The following is a 16,334-nucleotide window of genomic DNA, read 5'->3' as shown; positions in this document are numbered from 1 at the left end:
GCACAAGCCCTGCCTCGACCAGCGCCGCCAGCCCTCACCCCAACCCTCTCCCCGAGGGGAGAGGGAGCCATGCCCTCGGTACCGGAGGCGTTCGATGAGACGCACGCGCAGCGCCAAGATCGTCGCAACCCTCGGCCCGGCCACCACCGACGAGCAGGCCATCCGCGCGCTGTTCGGACGCGGCGTGGATGTGTTCCGGCTCAACCTGAGCCACGGCACGCAGCACGACCATGCGCGCCGCATCGAGACCATCCGCCGGCTCGAGAAGGAGCACGGCCGGCCCATCGGCATCCTGCTCGACCTGCAGGGGCCCAAGCTGCGCCTGGGCACCTTCGAGGGCGGGCGGGCGCATCTCGACGCGGGCGCGCGCTTCCGCCTCGACATGAGCCAGGCCAGCGGCAATGCACGCCGCGCGCCGCTGCCGCACCCGGAAATCTTCGCCGCGCTGCACAACGGCACCGAGCTGCTGCTCGACGACGGCAAGCTGCGCCTGCGCGTGGACAGCCATGGCCCCGACTTCGCCGAGACCACGGTGCTGGTCGGCGGGGACATCTCCGACCGCAAGGGCGTCAACGTGCCCAGCGTGCTGCTGCCGATCTCGCCGCTCACGCCCAAGGACCGCGACGACCTGGCCTTCGGCCTCTCGATGGGCGTGGACTGGGTCGCGCTCTCCTTCGTGCAGCGGCCCGAGGACATCGAGGAGGCGCGCGCCATCATCGGCTCGCGTGCCTGGATCATGGCCAAGCTGGAGAAGCCCGCTGCCATCGAGCACCTGGATGCCATCGTCGCGCTGTGCGACGGCATCATGGTGGCGCGCGGCGACCTCGGTGTGGAGCTGCCGCCCGAGCAGGTGCCGGAGCTTCAGCGGCTGATCGTGCGTTCATGCCGCAAGCGCGGCAAGCCCGTGGTGGTGGCGACGCAGATGCTCGAATCGATGATCGTCTCGCCCGTACCCACGCGCGCCGAGGTGTCGGACGTGGCGACCGCCGTGTACGACGGCGTCGACGCGGTGATGCTCTCGGCCGAGTCGGCCTCGGGCAAGTACCCTCTGGAGGCGGTCGCGATGATGGACCGCATCATCGCGCGCGTGGAGGCCGATCCGTCGTACCGCACGGGCATCGACGCCACGCACGATGCGGCGCTTTCCACCACGGCCGATGCGGTGTGCGCCTCGATGCGCCAGGTGGCCTCGCTGCTCGCGCCGGCCGCCACCGTGACCTACACGTCGTCGGGCTTCACGAGCCTGCGCGCGGCGCGCGAGCGCCCGGCGGTGCCCATCCTGAGCCTCACGCCCGACGTGGCCGCCGCGCGTCGCATGGCGATGGTCTGGGGCGTGCACGCGGTGCTGGTCGACGACGTGCACGACGTGGCGGAGATGATCGACTGCGCCTGCCGCACGGCTCGCAGCGAGGGCTTCGCGAAGGAGGGGGACGACGTGGTGGTGGTGGCGGGCCTGCCCTTCGGGCAGTCGGGCACCACCAACCTGCTGCACGTCGCCCGAATACCGCGCTGAGCGCCCCCCAGCTTCGAAGGCCCTGCGATGAAACACGCGACCCTGCGCCAGATGAAGGTCTTCGAGGCGGTGGCGCGGCTGCTGAGCTTCTCTCGCGCGGCCGAGGAACTGCACCTCACGCAGCCCGCCGTCTCCACGCAGGTGCGCAAGCTCGAGGAGCATGCGGACAACGCGCTCTTCGAGCAGTTCGGCAAGAAGATCTACCTCACGCCCGCGGGCACCGAACTGCTGCAGATCAGCCGCGCGATCATCCAGCAGTTCGAGGCGGCCGAGCACGCGATGATGCAGTTCAAGGGCGTCTCGGGCGGCAAGCTCAACGTGGGCGTGATCAGCGCGGGCGACTACTTCTTTCCGCGCCTGCTGGTCGAGTTCGCGAGCCGCCACCAGGGCGTGACGCTGAACTTCACGGTCCACAACCGCGCGGAGCTGCTGACCCACATCGCGGAGAACCTTACGGATCTCGCGATCATGGTGCGCCCACCCACCGACCTGGACACCGTCAACCAGCCCTTTGCGCCGCACCCTTACGTGATCGTCGCGGCGCCCGGCCATCCGCTGGCGCGAGAGAGAAACATCCCGCGGGCGCGGCTGATGCGCGAGCCCTTCGTGGTACGCGAGAAGGCGTCCGACACCTGGCACTCGATGGAGGACGGCTTCGGCGGCGACCTGAGCGGCATCAACGTCGCGATGGAGATACGCAGCACCGAGACCATCAAGCAGGCGGTGATCGCGGGCATGGGCGTGAGTTTCGTGTCGGCCCACACCGTGAGCCAGGAGCTGCGCGCCGGCAGCCTCTGCGTGCTCGACGTGCAGGGATTTCCGCTGATGCTCAACTGGTACGTGGTGCATCGCCGCAGCAAGCGGCTGCCGCCGGTGGCGCAGGCCTTCAAGGAGTTCCTGCTGAGCGACGGGCCCGCGCTGATCGCGCAGATCGTCCCGTTCGAAGGCCCCAAGGAAAAAGAGCGCGGCGAGTGACTCGCGCGCGCTCCTTGCGGGGATTGCCTGGCTGCTGCGTGCGGCGGATCAGCGTTGCACGAACGACGAGCGACGCTGCATCAGCGCGGCGCGAGCGGCCTTGTAGAAGATCACGATGGGCATCACCGCGAACAGCTCGCGCATGACGTTGCTGGCGGCCGAGGAAGAAGACGGGGCACGCAGTGCGTTGGAATTCAGGGTCGTGTGGCTCATTTGATGGCTCCAAAAAAAGAATCTGAAACTGAATCGGAAAGACCGAAGGGATTACCCTGAATTTTAGGGTTTACCCTAGACGAGGGCAAACGCGATTTTTGCATTTCTTGACCTGGGTCAATTTTTCCCTGTCGGACAGGGTCCCGTCATGGGGTGAAAGTTCCCCCTGCCAGAGCCGATCGGAAGAGCATCGGCTGCGCGCGACGCGCATCGCGAAGCCATCGAGGGACATCGCAAGAGCCGATGCGTGCATCGAAAAATGGCGCGCAACCATCACGCGCGAATCATCGAAATTCCTCCATCCATTTCTGTTCCTTGATGCGATGCGCGAGAGGCCGTTCGACACGCGTCGCAGCGGCCTCTCGTTCGCGTCGCGTGCGGTGCGATTTCCAGAGAGGAATCAGTGCCTCGTGCTAGGGATACCTCGGGGGTTCGCCGAGGGCGCGATTCGTGTGAACTTGACTGAGGTCAAGAGTTTTTGAGTCGCTCGGTCCGACAGTCATTCACGCGCAGAAAACTGGTGATTCCAATGCCGTGTATCGATGTCAACGAAGCCTCGTCGCCCGTCGATGCGCACAGTTCGCTCGACTGATTGCTCTGCTCTGGCAGCCCGTCGGATTTCAACGAAAACACCAAGGACAACTCCATGACTCGGCCCACCTCCACGATCGCAGGTTCCAACGCCGCGATGTACCCCCCGTCCGAAACCTATGGCGCCAACGCGACCCGATCCGAGGCGTACCGATGGGGCCAATTGCTCATAGGCATCGTCTGCATGGCGATGATCGCCAACCTGCAGTACGGCTGGACGCTCTTCGTCAATCCGATCGCCGACAAGCACGGCTGGAGCCGCGCCGCGATCCAGGTTGCCTTCACCATCTTCGTGCTCACCGAAACCTGGCTGGTGCCCATCGAGGGCTACCTCGTCGACCGCTTCGGACCACGTCCCGTGGTGCTGGTGGGCGGCGTGCTCTGCGGCGTGGGCTGGGTGCTCAACTCGTTCGCCGACTCGCTGGCGCTGCTGTACGTGGCGGCGGCCATCGGCGGCATCGGCGCGGGCGCGGTCTACGGCACCTGCGTGGGCAATGCGCTCAAGTGGTTCCCCGACCGGCGCGGCCTTGCAGCGGGCATGACCGCCGCGGGCTTCGGTGCGGGCTCTGCGCTCACGATCATCCCGATCTCCGCGATGATCAAGTCGAGCGGCTATGAGGCAGCCTTTCTCTATTTTGGGATCGGGCAGGGGCTCATCGTGTTCCTGCTCGCATGGCTCCTGACCCGCGCGCCCGACCACGCCAAGGCTTCCAACAACCGCGCCGTGCAGCAGTCGCGCCGCGACTACGCGCCCTCCGAGGTGCTGCGCTCGCCGGTGTTCTGGGTGATGTACGCGATGTTCGTGATGGTGGCGGCCGGCGGCCTGATGGCCACCGCGCAGCTCGCGCCCATCGCCAAGGACTTCAAGATCATCGACGTGCCGGTCAACATCATGGGCCTGGTGCTGCCCGCGCTGACCTTCGCACTGGCCATCGACCGCGTGCTCAACGGCCTCACGCGGCCATTCTTCGGATGGGTGTCGGACAAGATCGGCCGCGAGCAGACCATGTTCATCGCCTTCGCGATCGAGTCGGTCGGCATCCTGATGCTCTACCACTACGGCCAGAACCCGCTGCTGTTCGTGATTCTCACGGGCATCGTGTTCTTCGCATGGGGCGAGATCTACAGCCTGTTCCCCTCGACCTGCGCGGACACCTTCGGCTCCAAGTACGCGGCCTCGAACGCCGGCATGCTCTACACCGCCAAGGGCACGGCCTCGCTGCTGGTGCCCCTGTCGAGCGTGCTGGCCGCCTCCACAGGCAGCTGGCAGGCCGTCTTCATCGCGGCCAGCGCGGTCAATGCGCTCGCGGCGCTGATGGCCTGGTTCGTGCTGCGCCCGATGCGCCGCAAGCACATCGAGGCCAGCCGTACCGAATAGAACACCTGCACACCACCGAGGGCGGCAGCGCCGGTACCATCCGGGCATCCGCCTTTCCCCCGCGGCCCCGCCATGAAGATGGCGGGGCCTTTTGCCGATGAACAGGAGCCTTTGCAGTGACGATCTACCGACTTGACGCGCATGAACCGGTCATCGACGCCAGCGCCCGAGTGGCCGAGAGCGCCAGCGTGATCGGCCAGGTCGTGCTGGCGGCCGGCTGCAGCATCGGCGCGCACTCGGTGCTGCGCGGCGACAACGAGCCCATCACCGTCGGCCGCGGCAGCCAGGTGGAGGCGGGCGTGATGCTGCACGCCGACCCCGGCTTCCCGCTCACCATCGGCGCCGAGGTGATGGTCGGCCCGCACGTGATGCTGCACGGCTGCACCGTGGGCGACGGCGCCGTCGTCGGCGAGAACACCGTCGCGCTCAACGGCTCGGTGGTGGGCCGCGGATGCATCGTCGAGCCCGGTTCGCTGCTCACCGAAGGCAAGGTCTTTCCCGACCGTTCGCGCATCGCGGGCCGCCCCGCGAAGGTCACCGGCGAGGTGGGCGACGAAGAAGCCGAAGCGCAGCTGCGCAGGGCGCGCGAAGCCTCCGCCCGATAGGGTCTTTCAGGCAGTTCTCCCGGTCCTTGCGAAACCCTGCGCGCCCGCAGGGTTTGTGCGCATTGGCACCGTGCTTGTTTCGGCGGAAATTGACTTGTGTCAAGGCCCCCGACGCCCGATTCATCGACATTGATCCCCAAGCGGACGACCACGGGATTCGCGTCGAATTCGCGACGTCGAACCCGTGACGAACCACGATGAAAACAGCTCCGCCTGCAAGGCCTTGAAGGCTTCACGCAGCGGAGCAGATCGGACGGACCATGAGACAAGAACAGGTTCAGCAGGCGCAGCAGGGGCACGAGGCGAGCGAACTCGCCGCCGTGCAGCGCATCCTGCAGGCGCACGAGAACGAACCCGGCGCGCTGCTGCCGATACTGCACGACGTGCAGGACGCGCTCGGCTACATCCCCGCCCACGCGGTGCCGGTGATCGCCGAGGCGCAGAACCTCTCGCGCGCCGAGGTGCACGGCGTCGTCACCTACTACCACCACTTCCGCAGCGCGCCCGCGGGCCGCCATGTGATCCAGATCTGCCGCGCCGAGGCTTGCCAGTCGATGGGCGCCGATGCGCTGCTGGCCCATGCGGAACTGCGTCTGGGCTGCAGCGCGCACGGCACCACGAAGGACGGCGCGTTCACGCTGGAGCCGGCCTTCTGCCTCGGCCTGTGCGCCTCCTCGCCCGCGATGACGCTGGACGACCAGCCGCATGCGCGCATGACGCCCCGCACGTTCGACGCGCTGGTCGCGCAGGTCAACCCATGAGCACCATCACCGTATACGTCCCGCGCGACTCGGCCGCGCTCGCCGCCGGCGCAGACCGCGTGGCCCGCTGCATCGCGAAGGAGGCAGCGGCGCGCGGCCTGATGCTGGAGATCGTGCGCAACGGCTCGCGCGGCATGTTCTGGCTCGAGCCGCTGGTGGAGGTGAACACGCCCGCCGGCCGCATCGCCTACGGCCCGGTGACGCCCGACGACGTGGCGGGGCTGTTCGACGCGGGCTTCATCACCGGCGGCAGGCATCCGCTGGCGCTCGGCCCGACCGAGGAGATTCCTTACCTGAAGAAGCAGGAGCGCCTGACCTTCTCGCGCATGGGCATCACGGACCCGGTGTCGCTCACCGACTACCAGGCCTACGAGGGTTTCGCCGGCCTGCGCCGCGCGCTGGCGCTCGCGCCGGAGGAGATCGTGCAGCAGGTGCTCGACTCGGGCCTGCGCGGGCGCGGCGGCGCGGCCTTTCCGGCCGGCATCAAGTGGAAGACGGTGCTGGGCACGGCTGCCGCGCAGAAGTACATCGTCTGCAATGCCGACGAAGGCGACTCGGGCACGTACTCCGACCGCATGACGATGGAGGGCGACCCCTTCATGCTCATCGAGGGCATGACCATCGCGGGCCTCGCCACCGGCGCGACGCAGGGCTACATCTACGTGCGCTCGGAGTACCCGCACGCGATCGCGACGCTGAACGAGGCGATCCGCATCGCGGAGGCGGCGGGCTTCCTCGGCGACAACATCCTGCGTTCGGGCAAGCGCTTCTCGCTCGCGGTGCGCAAGGGCGCGGGCTCGTACGTGTGCGGCGAGGAGACGGCGCTGCTCGAAAGCCTGGAAGGCAAGCGCGGCATCGTGCGCGCCAAGCCGCCGCTGCCGGCCATCGAGGGGCTGTTCGGCAAGCCCACGCTCATCAACAACGTCATCACGCTGGCCAGCGTGCCGCTGATCCTGGCGCGCGGCGCGGCCTTCTACCGCGACTACGGCGTGGGCCGCTCGCGCGGCACGCTGCCGATGCAGCTGGCGGGCAACATCAAGTACGGCGGCCTGGTCGAGAAGGCCTTCGGCGTCACGTTGCGCGAGCTGCTGTACGACTACGGCGGCGGCTCGGCCTCGGGCCGGCCCATCAAGGCGGTGCAGGTCGGCGGTCCGCTGGGCGCCTACCTGCCCGAATCGAAGTGGGACCTGCCGCTGGACTACGAGGCCTACGCGGCCGTCGGCGGCACCGTGGGCCATGGCGGCATCGTGGTGCACGACGACACGGCCGACCTCTCGAAGCTCGCGCGCTACGCCATGGAGTTCTGCGCGCTCGAATCCTGCGGCAAGTGCACGCCCTGCCGCATCGGCTCGACGCGCGGCGTGGAAGTGATCGACAAGATCCGCGGCAACCAGAACCGCCCGCAGCAGGTGATGCTGCTGCGCGACCTGTGCGACACGATGGTCCACGGCTCGTTGTGCGCCATGGGCGGCATGACGCCGTTCCCGGTGCTCTCGGCGCTCGACCATTTCCCGCAGGACTTCGGCATCGAAGCTCCCGATAGAAAGGCCGCCTGACATGACGCATCCGGATACGGACAGCCGAACGCAGAAGGAATACAAAAACTACGCAGAAATCGCAGAAGAGACAAACACCATTTTTGGTTTTCCTTTTGCGACTTCTGCGAAATCTTCGCGACTTCTGCGTTCGGATGTCCGCCCCCGCATTTGCCTCAGGCCTCAGTGAAAGCCCCCAACATGTTGAATCATCTCAAGGACATCGACTACGGCACCCCCAAGCGCGAATCGGAGCGTGAGGTGACGCTGGAGATCGACGGCAACGAAGTCACGGTGCCCGCGGGCACCTCGCTGATGCGCGCGGCGGTGGATGCGGGCATCCAGGTGCCAAAGCTCTGCGCCACCGACAGCCTGGAGCCCTTCGGCTCGTGCCGGTTGTGCCTGGTCGAGATCGAGGGCCGCCGGGGCTTCCCGGCCTCGTGCACCACGCCCGCCGAAGCCGGCATGAAGGTGCGCACGCAGACGCCCAGGCTGCAGGAGCTGCGCAAGGGCGTGATGGAGCTCTACATCTCCGACCATCCGCTGGACTGCCTCACCTGCTCGGCCAACGGCAACTGCGAGCTGCAGGACATGGCGGGCGTGACCGGCCTGCGCAACGTGCGCTACGGCTTCGACGGTGCCAACCACCTCAAGAGCGAGAAGGACGAGTCGAACCCGTACTTCAGCTACGACCCGTCGAAGTGCATCGTGTGCAACCGCTGCGTGCGCGCCTGCGAGGAAACGCAGGGCACCTTCGCGCTGACCATCAGCGGCCGCGGCTTCGAGTCGCGCGTGTCGCCGGGCCAGGACGAGGCCTTCATGGATTCGGAGTGTGTGAGCTGCGGCGCCTGCGTCGAGGCCTGCCCCACCGCCACGCTGCAGGAGAAGTCGGTGATCTGGCTCGGCCAGCCCGAGCACAGCGTGATCACCACCTGCGCCTACTGCGGCGTGGGCTGCTCGTTCAAGGCCGAGATGAAGGGCAACGAGGTGGTGCGCATGGTGCCGTGGAAGGACGGCAAGGCCAACGAGGGCCACTCCTGCGTGAAGGGCCGCTTCGCCTGGGGCTATGCCACGCACCAGGACCGCATGCTCAAGCCGATGATTCGCAAGAACATCAGCGACCCGTGGCAGGAGGTGAGCTGGGAGACCGCGCTCGGCTATGCGGCCAGCGAGTTCAAGCGCCTGCAGGCCAAGTACGGCCGCGACTCCATCGGCGGCATCACTTCCTCGCGCTGCACCAACGAGGAGACCTACCTCGTGCAGAAGCTGGTGCGCGCCGCCTTCGGCAACAACAACGTCGACACCTGCGCGCGCGTGTGCCATTCGCCCACGGGCTACGGCCTGAAGCAGACGCTGGGCGAGTCGGCGGGCACGCAGACTTTTGCCTCGGTCGACAAGGCCGACGTGATCATGGTGATCGGCGCCAACCCGACCGACGGCCATCCGGTGTTCGCCTCGCGCATGAAGAAGCGGCTGCGCCAGGGCGCGAAGCTGATCGTGGTCGACCCGCGCCGCATCGACATCGTGAAGTCGCCGCACATCCAGGCTGCGCACCACCTGCAGCTGCGCCCCGGCACCAACGTGGCGGTGGTCACGGCGCTGGCCCACGTCATCGTGACCGAAGGGCTGATGGCCGACGAGTTCGTGGCCGAGCGCTGCGACACGGCGTCGTTCAAGGAATGGAAGTCGTACGTCGAGCGCCCCGAGCAGTCGCCCGAGGCCACCGAGGCGGTCACCGGCGTGCCTGCCGCCGAGATGCGCGCGGCCGCGCGGCTCTTCGCGACGGGCGGCAATGCCGCCATCTACTACGGCCTGGGCGTGACCGAGCACAGCCAGGGCTCGACGACCGTGATGGGCATCGCCAACCTCGCGATGGTCACCGGCAACGTGGGCAGAGAAGGCGTGGGCGTGAACCCGCTGCGCGGCCAGAACAACGTGCAGGGCTCCTGCGACATGGGCTCCTTCCCGCACGAGCTGCCGGGCTACCGCCATGTGTCGGACAGCACCACGCGCTCTGCGTTCGAGGCTGCCTGGGGCGTGCCGATCGACCCCGAGCCGGGCCTGCGCATTCCCAACATGTTCGACGCCGCCATCGGCGGCAGCTTCAAGGGCCTCTACTGCGAGGGCGAGGACATCGTGCAGTCCGACCCGAACACCCAGCACGTGGCCGCCGCGATGATGGCCATGGAATGCGTGGTGGTGCAGGACATCTTCCTCAACGAGACCGCCAAGTACGCGCACGTGTTCCTGCCGGGCTCCTCCTTCCTGGAGAAGGACGGCACCTTCACCAACGCCGAGCGCCGGATCTCGCGCGTGCGCAAGGTGATGCCGCCGAAGGCGGGCTATGCCGACTGGGAAGTGACGGTGAAGCTCGCGCAGGCCCTGGGTTATCCGATGGACTACCAGAGCCCGGAGGAGATCATGGACGAGATCGCCGCGCTCACGCCCACCTTCCACGGCGTGAGCTACAAGCGCCTCGACGAGCTCGGCAGCATCCAGTGGCCCTGCAACGAGAACGCGCCCGACGGCACGCCCACCATGCACATCGACCGCTTCGTGCGCGGCAAGGGCAAGTTCATCGTCACGCAGTACGTGCCGACCGACGAGAAGGTCACGCGCAGGTTCCCGCTGCTGCTGACCACCGGGCGCATCCTCTCGCAGTACAACGTGGGCGCGCAGACGCGGCGCACCGAGAACAACCAGTGGCACAGCGAGGATCGGCTGGAGATCCATCCTCACGACGCCGAGGAACGCGGCGTGAAGGAAGGCGACTGGGTCGGCATCCAGAGCCGCGCGGGCGAGACGGTGCTGCGCGCCACGGTGTCGGAGCGCGTGCAGCCGGGCGTTGTCTACACCACCTTCCACTTCCCCGAGTCGGGGGCGAACGTGATCACCACCGACAACTCCGACTGGGCCACCAACTGCCCCGAATACAAGGTCACGGCGGTGCAGGTGGCGCCGGTGATGCAGCCTTCGGCCTGGCAGCAGGAGTACAGCCGCTTCAACCGGACGCAGCACGACCTGCTCGCCGCTGCCTCGCACCAGAGCAACGAGACGGTGCCGGCCAAGTGAGGATGCATCGCGCATGACCATGCAGGCCGCAGACACGGTCCGCTTCTGCGAAGGCGCGCAGCTGCTGCCCGTGCACGGCGTGCGCGGCGGCCGGCCCTTCGACGTGCAGGACTGGGTTGCCGAGGAGGTGCCCGTCGCGCTCGAATACAACGGCATCTCGCATGCGGTGATGCTCGCTACGCCGCTCGACCTGGAAGACTTCGCGCTCGGCTTCTCGCTGAGCGAGGGCATCCTCGACGAGGCGCACGAGCTCTATTCGGTGGAGGCCGAGCAGTCGGCGCTGGGCTTCACGGTGCACATGCAGGTGTCGAGCGCGGCCTTCGCGCGCCTCAGGCAGCGCCGCCGCTCGATGGCCGGGCGCACCGGCTGCGGCCTGTGCGGCACCGAGAGCCTGACGCAAGTGTCGCGCGAGATTCCCGTGCTGCGCGACGATGCCGCCGTGCGCTTCGAGCGCGAGGCCATCGGCCGGGCGATGTCGCAGCTGCCTTCGCAGCAGACCTTGCAGGAAGCCACCGGCGCGGTGCACGCGGCGGCGTGGTGTTCGCCCGACGGCGAGGTGATGTGGCTGCGCGAGGACGTGGGCCGCCACAACGCGCTCGACAAGCTGGTGGGTGCGCTCGCGGCCAACGACGTCGATGCATCGGCCGGCTTCATCGCAGTGACCAGCCGCGCGAGCTTCGAGATGGTGCAGAAGGCCGCGATGGCCGGCGCGCCGCTGCTGGCCGCCGTGTCGGCACCGACCTCGTTCGCGGTGACCACGGCGCAGCGCGCGGGGCTCACGCTGGTGGGCTTCGTGCGGCAGGAAGATCTTGGCGTGTACAGCCACCCTCAGCGGCTGCGTTGAGCCGTTCCCTTTTTCAACGCTACAACTTTCCGGAAACCAAATGGAGCACGATCAATCGGCGCAACTCGTGAAGATGGCCAACCAGATCGGCAGCTTCTTCCAGGCGCAGTCGCCCAGCGACGCGGGCGCGGCCACGCAGGCCATTGCCGCGCACCTGAAGTCGTTCTGGGCACCGAGCATGCGCATCCAGCTGCTGCGCGATTTCGATGCGGGCAAGACGCCGCAGTTGATGCCTATCGTGGCATCGGCGCTTCGCAGCCATCGGGCGACGCTGCTGCCTGCGCCATGAGCAGGGACTCGTAGTAGAGGCACAGCGGCATCGCGATGAACACCATGCCCGCGACGTAGATCACGAGGCTGGTGACGGGAAAGTGCATGCCGCCCCAGTACGGAACGGACGCCACGAGCGCGAGGCCCGCGATCAGCGCGATCGTGCCGCGCAATGCGCCTCGCGTGAGGGCGATGCGCGAGAGCCCCGGCGGGGCGGATGTCCGAGAGCCATCTGGAAAGTTCCGAAGGCTCTCGCCCTTGTCTCCAACTCTTTTCATCGTGGTCGCTCCTCGGTGAAGGCGAGGGACGGTTCTTATCACGCGCGCAAGACGCGGGTCAAGGCCGAAGTCGGGAGCGGGCCGGGGGAAGGGATCGGACAGCCGAACGCAGAAGAAATACAAAAGCTACGCAGAGGCCGCAGAAGAGACAGAAAACCATTTTCTGGTTTTCCTTTTGCGACTTTCGCGCAACCTTCGCGACCTCTGCGTTCGGCTGCCCGATCCCGATCCCGCTTCAGTCGTACTTGACCGTGTAGATCAGGTCGAGGCCGCTCGTCTGTCCGGCCTGGCCGCGCAGGGTGAGGCGCGTCGTCAGGTCGTAGAAGATGAAGAGGGTGCCGAAGGTGCCGCCGATGCTGCGCTCGTAGGTGATGTAGAAGTCCTTCGACAGGCGCTTGCCCAGCGTCACTGCCGATTCGCGCAGGTCGCCGCCGTCACCCGGGCCCTTGAAGCCGAGTTCGTCGAGGCCGAAGCGGCTCGCGAGGCTGCCGCCGGTGGAGGCGCCGCCGATCTTGCCGAGCAGCGACAGCGCGGCCTGCTGCAGCAGCGCCGATTCGCCGCCGCTGGTGGCCGAGGCGCGGCCCAGCACGACCCATGAGAGCGTCTCGGCATCGGACAGCGCCGGCTCCGAATACAGCTTCACGCGCGGCGACTGCGCGGTGCCGGTGATCTGCACGCCCGCGCGCTGCGAGAGGTTGGGGCGGATGGCGAGGATGTCGAGCGCCGGGTTGTCGAAGGGGCCGTTGAAGCGCGCGATGCCGGTCTCCACGTCGAGCTGCTGGCCGTAGGCGCGGTACTGGCCCTTCACCGTCTTCACCTCGCCGGTGATGCGCGGCGGCGCATCGAGCCGGGTGCTGCGGATCTCGAGGTTGCCTTCGAGGCGCGTGGTGATGCCGCGGCCCTGCACCGCGAAGTCGTCGCCCAGGTCGAACTCGACGGTGATGTCCGGCGGCTTGGCGGTCTGCGGCTTCGCGGCCTGTGCGTCGGCGCGGGCGGCCTCGCGCTTCGCCGCCTCGGCGGCCTCGCGGTCCTTGGCGGCGGAGCGCACGACGACGTCGCTGCCCAGGCTGGGCGCGGTCTCGTCGGGCAGGATGATGACGGCGCGGTCGGTCCTGAGCTTGCCGCGCACGGTGAACTGGCCGTTGTCCAGCCGCGCCTGCAGGTCGCCCGAGAGTGTGACCTGCCGGTCGGTGCGCACCAGCACGCGCAGCGCGCGCAGCTGGCCCTGCAGCGCCATGCGGATGCCGGAGGCCGAGCCACTGGCCGGGCCCCAGGCGAGCTCGCCGCTGGCTGAGAGCGTGCCGCCGTCGGTGCGGGCCTCGCTGGCGGCGGTGCTGCGGTTGCCGCTCTGGCCGCCGATGCGCGCCGAACTGCCGGCGCCGCCCTTGAGCGTGAATTCGGTGATCTGCACGCGCTCGCCGGTGAGCGTGGCGCGCAGCCGGCCGTCGCGCAGGTCCAGCCCTTCGACCGGCGCGCGCAGCGCGAGCTTGTCGGCGCCCAGCGTGCCGTTCCAGCGCGGCGCGGCGCGGTTGCCCGAGAGCGTGGCGTTGGCGTCCAGCGTGCCGGCGATGCGCCAGCCCGGCGGCGCAAGCATCGACCACACGCCCAGGTTCGGCAGCATGGCCTTGATGGTGCCGCCCAGCGGCGCGTCGGGCGCCCACTGCCAGCCGCCGGCGCGCTGCTGCACGCGGGTGTCGAGCTGCGCGTCGATCTTGCCGGCGCGTTCGCTGTCCCACGCGAGAACGGCGCGCACCGCGTCGCCGTCGGCATCCAGGCGCAGCTCGGCCTGGCGCAGGCCGGCCGGCGTGCTGGGCGCGTCGCCGCTGGCCGAGGCGGAATTCATCGTGCGCTCGCTCGCGGTGCCCGTGCCGGTGCTGGTGATGCGCGTGACCAGTGCGGCCTCGCCGGCCTGCACGCGGATGTCGCCGCTCTGGCGTGCGAGGCGGGCCTTGGCGTGCAGCGTATCGCCCGCGTCGATGTCCCAGTCGCCGTTGAACATCAGGTCGCCGCTGATGCCGTATTCGCCGAGCGCGGTATTGGCGCCGAGCGCGCTGGCCCAGGCCATCGGCAGGCCCTGCAGCTGGCCCTTGGACTGCACGCGGAACACTCGGTTGGGCGCCGCGCCGCTCTGGCTGAAGCGCAGCGGCTGCCAGTCGATGCGCACCGTGCCCGGTACGGGGCCTCGCAGCGTGGCCGAGGCGGCGGAGGCTTCCACGTCGAGGCGCGGCGCATTGCCGCTCGCGGTCCGGATGGTCGCGGTGACTTCGCGGCCCAGCTCCAGCACCCATGGCGCGCCGGGGCGGGCGCTGTCCTGCGCCTGCAGCTTCAGGCTGGCCAGCGCCGCGCGCCACTGGCCGGCACCGGCGATGCCGCCGCTCGCGCGGGTGTCGATGTCGAACTTCTGCGTGCCGGTGGCGGCCTCGCCCTTCAGCGCGAGCGTGGCCTGCGCGAGGCTGCCGGCCAGATCGGCCTGCAGGTTGCGCAGCTGGATGTCGGTGTTCGTTGCGCCGGGCTGCTCGGAGGGCAGTGTGAGGTCGAGGCGCGGCACCGAGAGTGCGGCCTTCAGGCTCGGTTCGGCGACGCCGCGCGGGGCGGGGGCGTTGGGGTTTTCCAGCCGGCGCTGGATGGTGCGCCAGCCACCCTGCCAGCTGGCGTCGAGCTTTGCCGATCCCTTGGCGCCGGCGTTGCCGAAAACGCCGGACATGCCTGGCAGGCCCTGCACCCAGCGCTGCACGGTGTCGGCGTCGTCGATGGCGGCCTTGATCTCGCCGCTGCCCGAATCGGGCGCGATGCGGCCTTCGACCTGCGCGCTGCCGCCGGGCAGGGCGAGGGCCAGCTTGCCGCTGGCGGCCTGCTCGGCCACGCGCACCTGCAGGCGGCCATCGACGCTGGCGCGCTGCGCATCGATGCGCAGCGTGCGCAGCTCGAGCACCTGGTCCTTCCACTGGCCCTGGGCCAGCGCGCGGTCGAGCGCGAAGCCGGGCAGGGCCTTGCTGCCCGCGCCGCCGCCCTCGGCGCGCAGGCTGGCGTCGAAGGCGATGGTGCTGTCCTTCTGCTCGGCCTTGATCTGTCCGCTGACCGGCGCGCCCGCAAGCTCGCTGTGCAGCGCCGCGGGCCGCACGCCGCGCACGGTGGCCTGCGCCTGCCAGGGCGAGGGCGCCGGGCTCCACTTGCCGGCCGCGTCGATGCGCCCACCGCCCGCGCGCACGGTGGCTTCGGAAATTGTCCAGCTGGTGCCGTCGAAGCCGACCCTGGCCAGCAGCTGTTCGAGCGGCAGCTTCTCCTTGTCCCACGGACCGGGCAGGGCGTTGCGGATGTCGGCCGAGGCCTTCCAGGCTGCGGGGCCGGTGTCGGCATCGGGCTGCAGTTCGACGGTGCCGGTGAGCCGCGTTTCGGGCGCACCGGGCCACAGGCTCGATGCGTCGACGTTGCGCAGGTCGGCCTTCGCGTCGATCACCGGCTGGGGCAGCCAGGGCGCGATCTGCGCCTGCAGGCTGGCCTCCATGGGGGCGTCGGCGTTCTCCTCCGCCGGCTTAAGCTCGGCCGCCACCTGCAGCCGCGCGCCGGTGCCGGCGAGCGTGCCCTTGACGGTGGCGGCGGCCAGCACGTCGATGTCGTGGTCCTCGGCCAGCGGTGCCTTCACGCGGCCGTCGAGGGCGGCGTCGATGGCCATCGGCGCGGGGCCCTGCAGCTTCACGCGGGCGCTGTAGTGGCCGCTGGCGATGTCCACGCCCTTGACCTCCAGCGCGTGTTCGGCGGCCTTGTAGCTGTAGCTGCCCGCAAGGTTGAGCGCCTGCAGCGCGGGCGGTCCGGCGAAGCGGATCTCGTCGACGCGGAAGGGCAGTTCGATCTCCACCGGCAGCGCGAGCTGTTCCAGCGGCTCGGTGGGCTTGTCGCTGGGCGGGCCGCGCTTCTCGATCAGCACCTGCTTCGCATGCACCTCGCCGAGCTGCACCTTGCGCTGCAGCAGCGGCGCGAGCTGCCAGCCGATGGTGGCTTCGTTCACCTCCACGGCGATGCTCTCGCTCTGGTACTTGAGCCAGCCGATACGGCCGCCGGTGCGCAGCGAGCCGCTCACGTCGCGGCTCTCCAGCGTCTGGCCGGCCGGCAGGCGCTGTGCCGCCTGCGCGAGCGCGAAGGCCAGCGAGGTGTTCGAGCCCAGCCACCACCACGCGCCCGCGACCAGCAGCACCACGGCCAGCAACAGGCCGGCGACGGTCCAGGCCAGGGCGCGCATCGCACGCCGCGCGCGCGAGCGGCGAGGGGGCGTTGGTGGAGTCTGGACGTCGGTCTGCATCT

12 protein-coding genes are annotated in these 16,334 nt (G+C 68.9%); 9 read left to right on the top strand and 3 right to left on the bottom strand.

The genetic code is table 11. From position 1 onward, the window contains the following. Positions 1-94 precede the first annotated feature (94 nt). Both pyk and ABL843_RS26600 read left to right on the top strand, forming a co-directional pair. Positions 95-1,513 (top strand): pyruvate kinase, encoded by a 1,419-nt coding sequence (pyk, locus tag ABL843_RS26605; RefSeq protein ID WP_418117897.1) that lies wholly within the window; start codon positions 95-97, stop codon positions 1,511-1,513. Between the two features lie 27 nt (positions 1,514-1,540). Next, on the top strand, positions 1,541-2,488 hold the full coding sequence (locus tag ABL843_RS26600) for a LysR family transcriptional regulator (RefSeq protein WP_126023590.1): 948 nt from the start codon (positions 1,541-1,543) through the stop codon (positions 2,486-2,488). Between the two features lie 48 nt (positions 2,489-2,536). Here the strand turns inward: ABL843_RS26600 and ABL843_RS26595 are convergent, their stop codons facing one another. Further along, positions 2,537-2,701, bottom strand: a complete 165-nt coding sequence (locus ABL843_RS26595) for a hypothetical protein (RefSeq protein ID WP_418117896.1) — start codon at positions 2,699-2,701, stop codon at positions 2,537-2,539. A gap of 688 nt (positions 2,702-3,389) precedes the next feature. Between ABL843_RS26595 and oxlT the strand changes: the two genes are divergently transcribed. The 7 genes from oxlT (at position 3,390) to ABL843_RS26560 (ending at position 11,776) form a co-directional block, all read left to right on the top strand. Continuing rightward, positions 3,390-4,670 carry an oxalate/formate MFS antiporter gene (gene oxlT / locus ABL843_RS26590; protein ID WP_418120524.1) on the top strand — a complete coding sequence of 427 codons (1,281 nt, stop codon included), beginning with the start codon at positions 3,390-3,392 and terminating at the stop codon, positions 4,668-4,670. A gap of 116 nt (positions 4,671-4,786) precedes the next feature. After that, the gene (locus tag ABL843_RS26585) at positions 4,787-5,275 is read left to right on the top strand and encodes a gamma carbonic anhydrase family protein (protein WP_418117894.1); all 489 of its coding nucleotides are present in this window, start codon (positions 4,787-4,789) and stop codon (positions 5,273-5,275) included. A gap of 260 nt (positions 5,276-5,535) precedes the next feature. Further along, the gene (locus ABL843_RS26580; protein ID WP_126023587.1) at positions 5,536-6,036 is read left to right on the top strand and encodes a formate dehydrogenase subunit gamma; all 501 of its coding nucleotides are present in this window, start codon (positions 5,536-5,538) and stop codon (positions 6,034-6,036) included. Beyond that, positions 6,033-7,592, top strand: coding sequence for a formate dehydrogenase beta subunit (locus ABL843_RS26575; RefSeq protein WP_418117892.1), 1,560 nt, complete (start codon positions 6,033-6,035; stop codon positions 7,590-7,592). Before ABL843_RS26580 ends, ABL843_RS26575 begins: the two co-directional genes overlap by 4 nt. Positions 7,593-7,772: 180 nt before the next feature. Then, complete coding sequence (gene fdhF, locus ABL843_RS26570) at positions 7,773-10,643, top strand: formate dehydrogenase subunit alpha (protein ID WP_418117891.1); 2,871 nt, start codon at positions 7,773-7,775, stop codon at positions 10,641-10,643. 19 nt (positions 10,644-10,662) lie between these two features. After that, positions 10,663-11,487 (top strand): formate dehydrogenase accessory sulfurtransferase FdhD, encoded by an 825-nt coding sequence (gene fdhD / locus ABL843_RS26565; RefSeq protein ID WP_418120523.1) that lies wholly within the window; start codon positions 10,663-10,665, stop codon positions 11,485-11,487. Between the two features lie 40 nt (positions 11,488-11,527). Continuing rightward, positions 11,528-11,776 carry a formate dehydrogenase subunit delta gene (locus tag ABL843_RS26560; protein ID WP_126023583.1) on the top strand — a complete coding sequence of 83 codons (249 nt, stop codon included), beginning with the start codon at positions 11,528-11,530 and terminating at the stop codon, positions 11,774-11,776. Here the strand turns inward: ABL843_RS26560 and ABL843_RS26555 are convergent. Next, positions 11,721-12,035 (bottom strand): hypothetical protein, encoded by a 315-nt coding sequence (locus tag ABL843_RS26555; RefSeq protein ID WP_184640789.1) that lies wholly within the window; start codon positions 12,033-12,035, stop codon positions 11,721-11,723. The two genes, ABL843_RS26560 and ABL843_RS26555, sit on opposite strands and share 56 nt — an antisense overlap. Before the next feature lie 235 nt (positions 12,036-12,270). Then, the gene (locus tag ABL843_RS26550; protein ID WP_418117890.1) at positions 12,271-16,332 is read right to left on the bottom strand and encodes a translocation/assembly module TamB domain-containing protein; all 4,062 of its coding nucleotides are present in this window, start codon (positions 16,330-16,332) and stop codon (positions 12,271-12,273) included. Positions 16,333-16,334 lie beyond the last annotated feature (2 nt).

This window comes from Variovorax sp. 350MFTsu5.1 (genome assembly GCF_048302515.1).
GTDB lineage: Bacteria > Pseudomonadota > Gammaproteobacteria > Burkholderiales > Burkholderiaceae_C > Variovorax > Variovorax guangxiensis.
This window is presented reverse-complemented; position numbering and strand designations above follow the sequence as displayed.

Bases quoted from the DNA above. Each gene is read 5' to 3' on its own strand.
- pyk (WP_418117897.1), top strand. From the start codon at position 95: ATGAGACGCACGCGCAGCGCCAAGATCGTCGCAACCCTCGGCCCGGCC.
- fdhD (WP_418120523.1), top strand. From the start codon at position 10,663: ATGCAGGCCGCAGACACGGTCCGCTTCTGCGAAGGCGCGCAGCTGCTG.
- oxlT (WP_418120524.1), top strand. From the start codon at position 3,390: ATGTACCCCCCGTCCGAAACCTATGGCGCCAACGCGACCCGATCCGAG.
- ABL843_RS26595 (WP_418117896.1), bottom strand. From the start codon at position 2,701: ATGAGCCACACGACCCTGAATTCCAACGCACTGCGTGCCCCGTCTTCT.
- ABL843_RS26560 (WP_126023583.1), top strand. From the start codon at position 11,528: ATGGAGCACGATCAATCGGCGCAACTCGTGAAGATGGCCAACCAGATC.
- ABL843_RS26550 (WP_418117890.1), bottom strand. From the start codon at position 16,332: ATGCAGACCGACGTCCAGACTCCACCAACGCCCCCTCGCCGCTCGCGC.
- ABL843_RS26575 (WP_418117892.1), top strand. From the start codon at position 6,033: ATGAGCACCATCACCGTATACGTCCCGCGCGACTCGGCCGCGCTCGCC.
- ABL843_RS26555 (WP_184640789.1), bottom strand. From the start codon at position 12,035: ATGAAAAGAGTTGGAGACAAGGGCGAGAGCCTTCGGAACTTTCCAGAT.
- ABL843_RS26580 (WP_126023587.1), top strand. From the start codon at position 5,536: ATGAGACAAGAACAGGTTCAGCAGGCGCAGCAGGGGCACGAGGCGAGC.
- ABL843_RS26600 (WP_126023590.1), top strand. From the start codon at position 1,541: ATGAAACACGCGACCCTGCGCCAGATGAAGGTCTTCGAGGCGGTGGCG.
- fdhF (WP_418117891.1), top strand. From the start codon at position 7,773: ATGTTGAATCATCTCAAGGACATCGACTACGGCACCCCCAAGCGCGAA.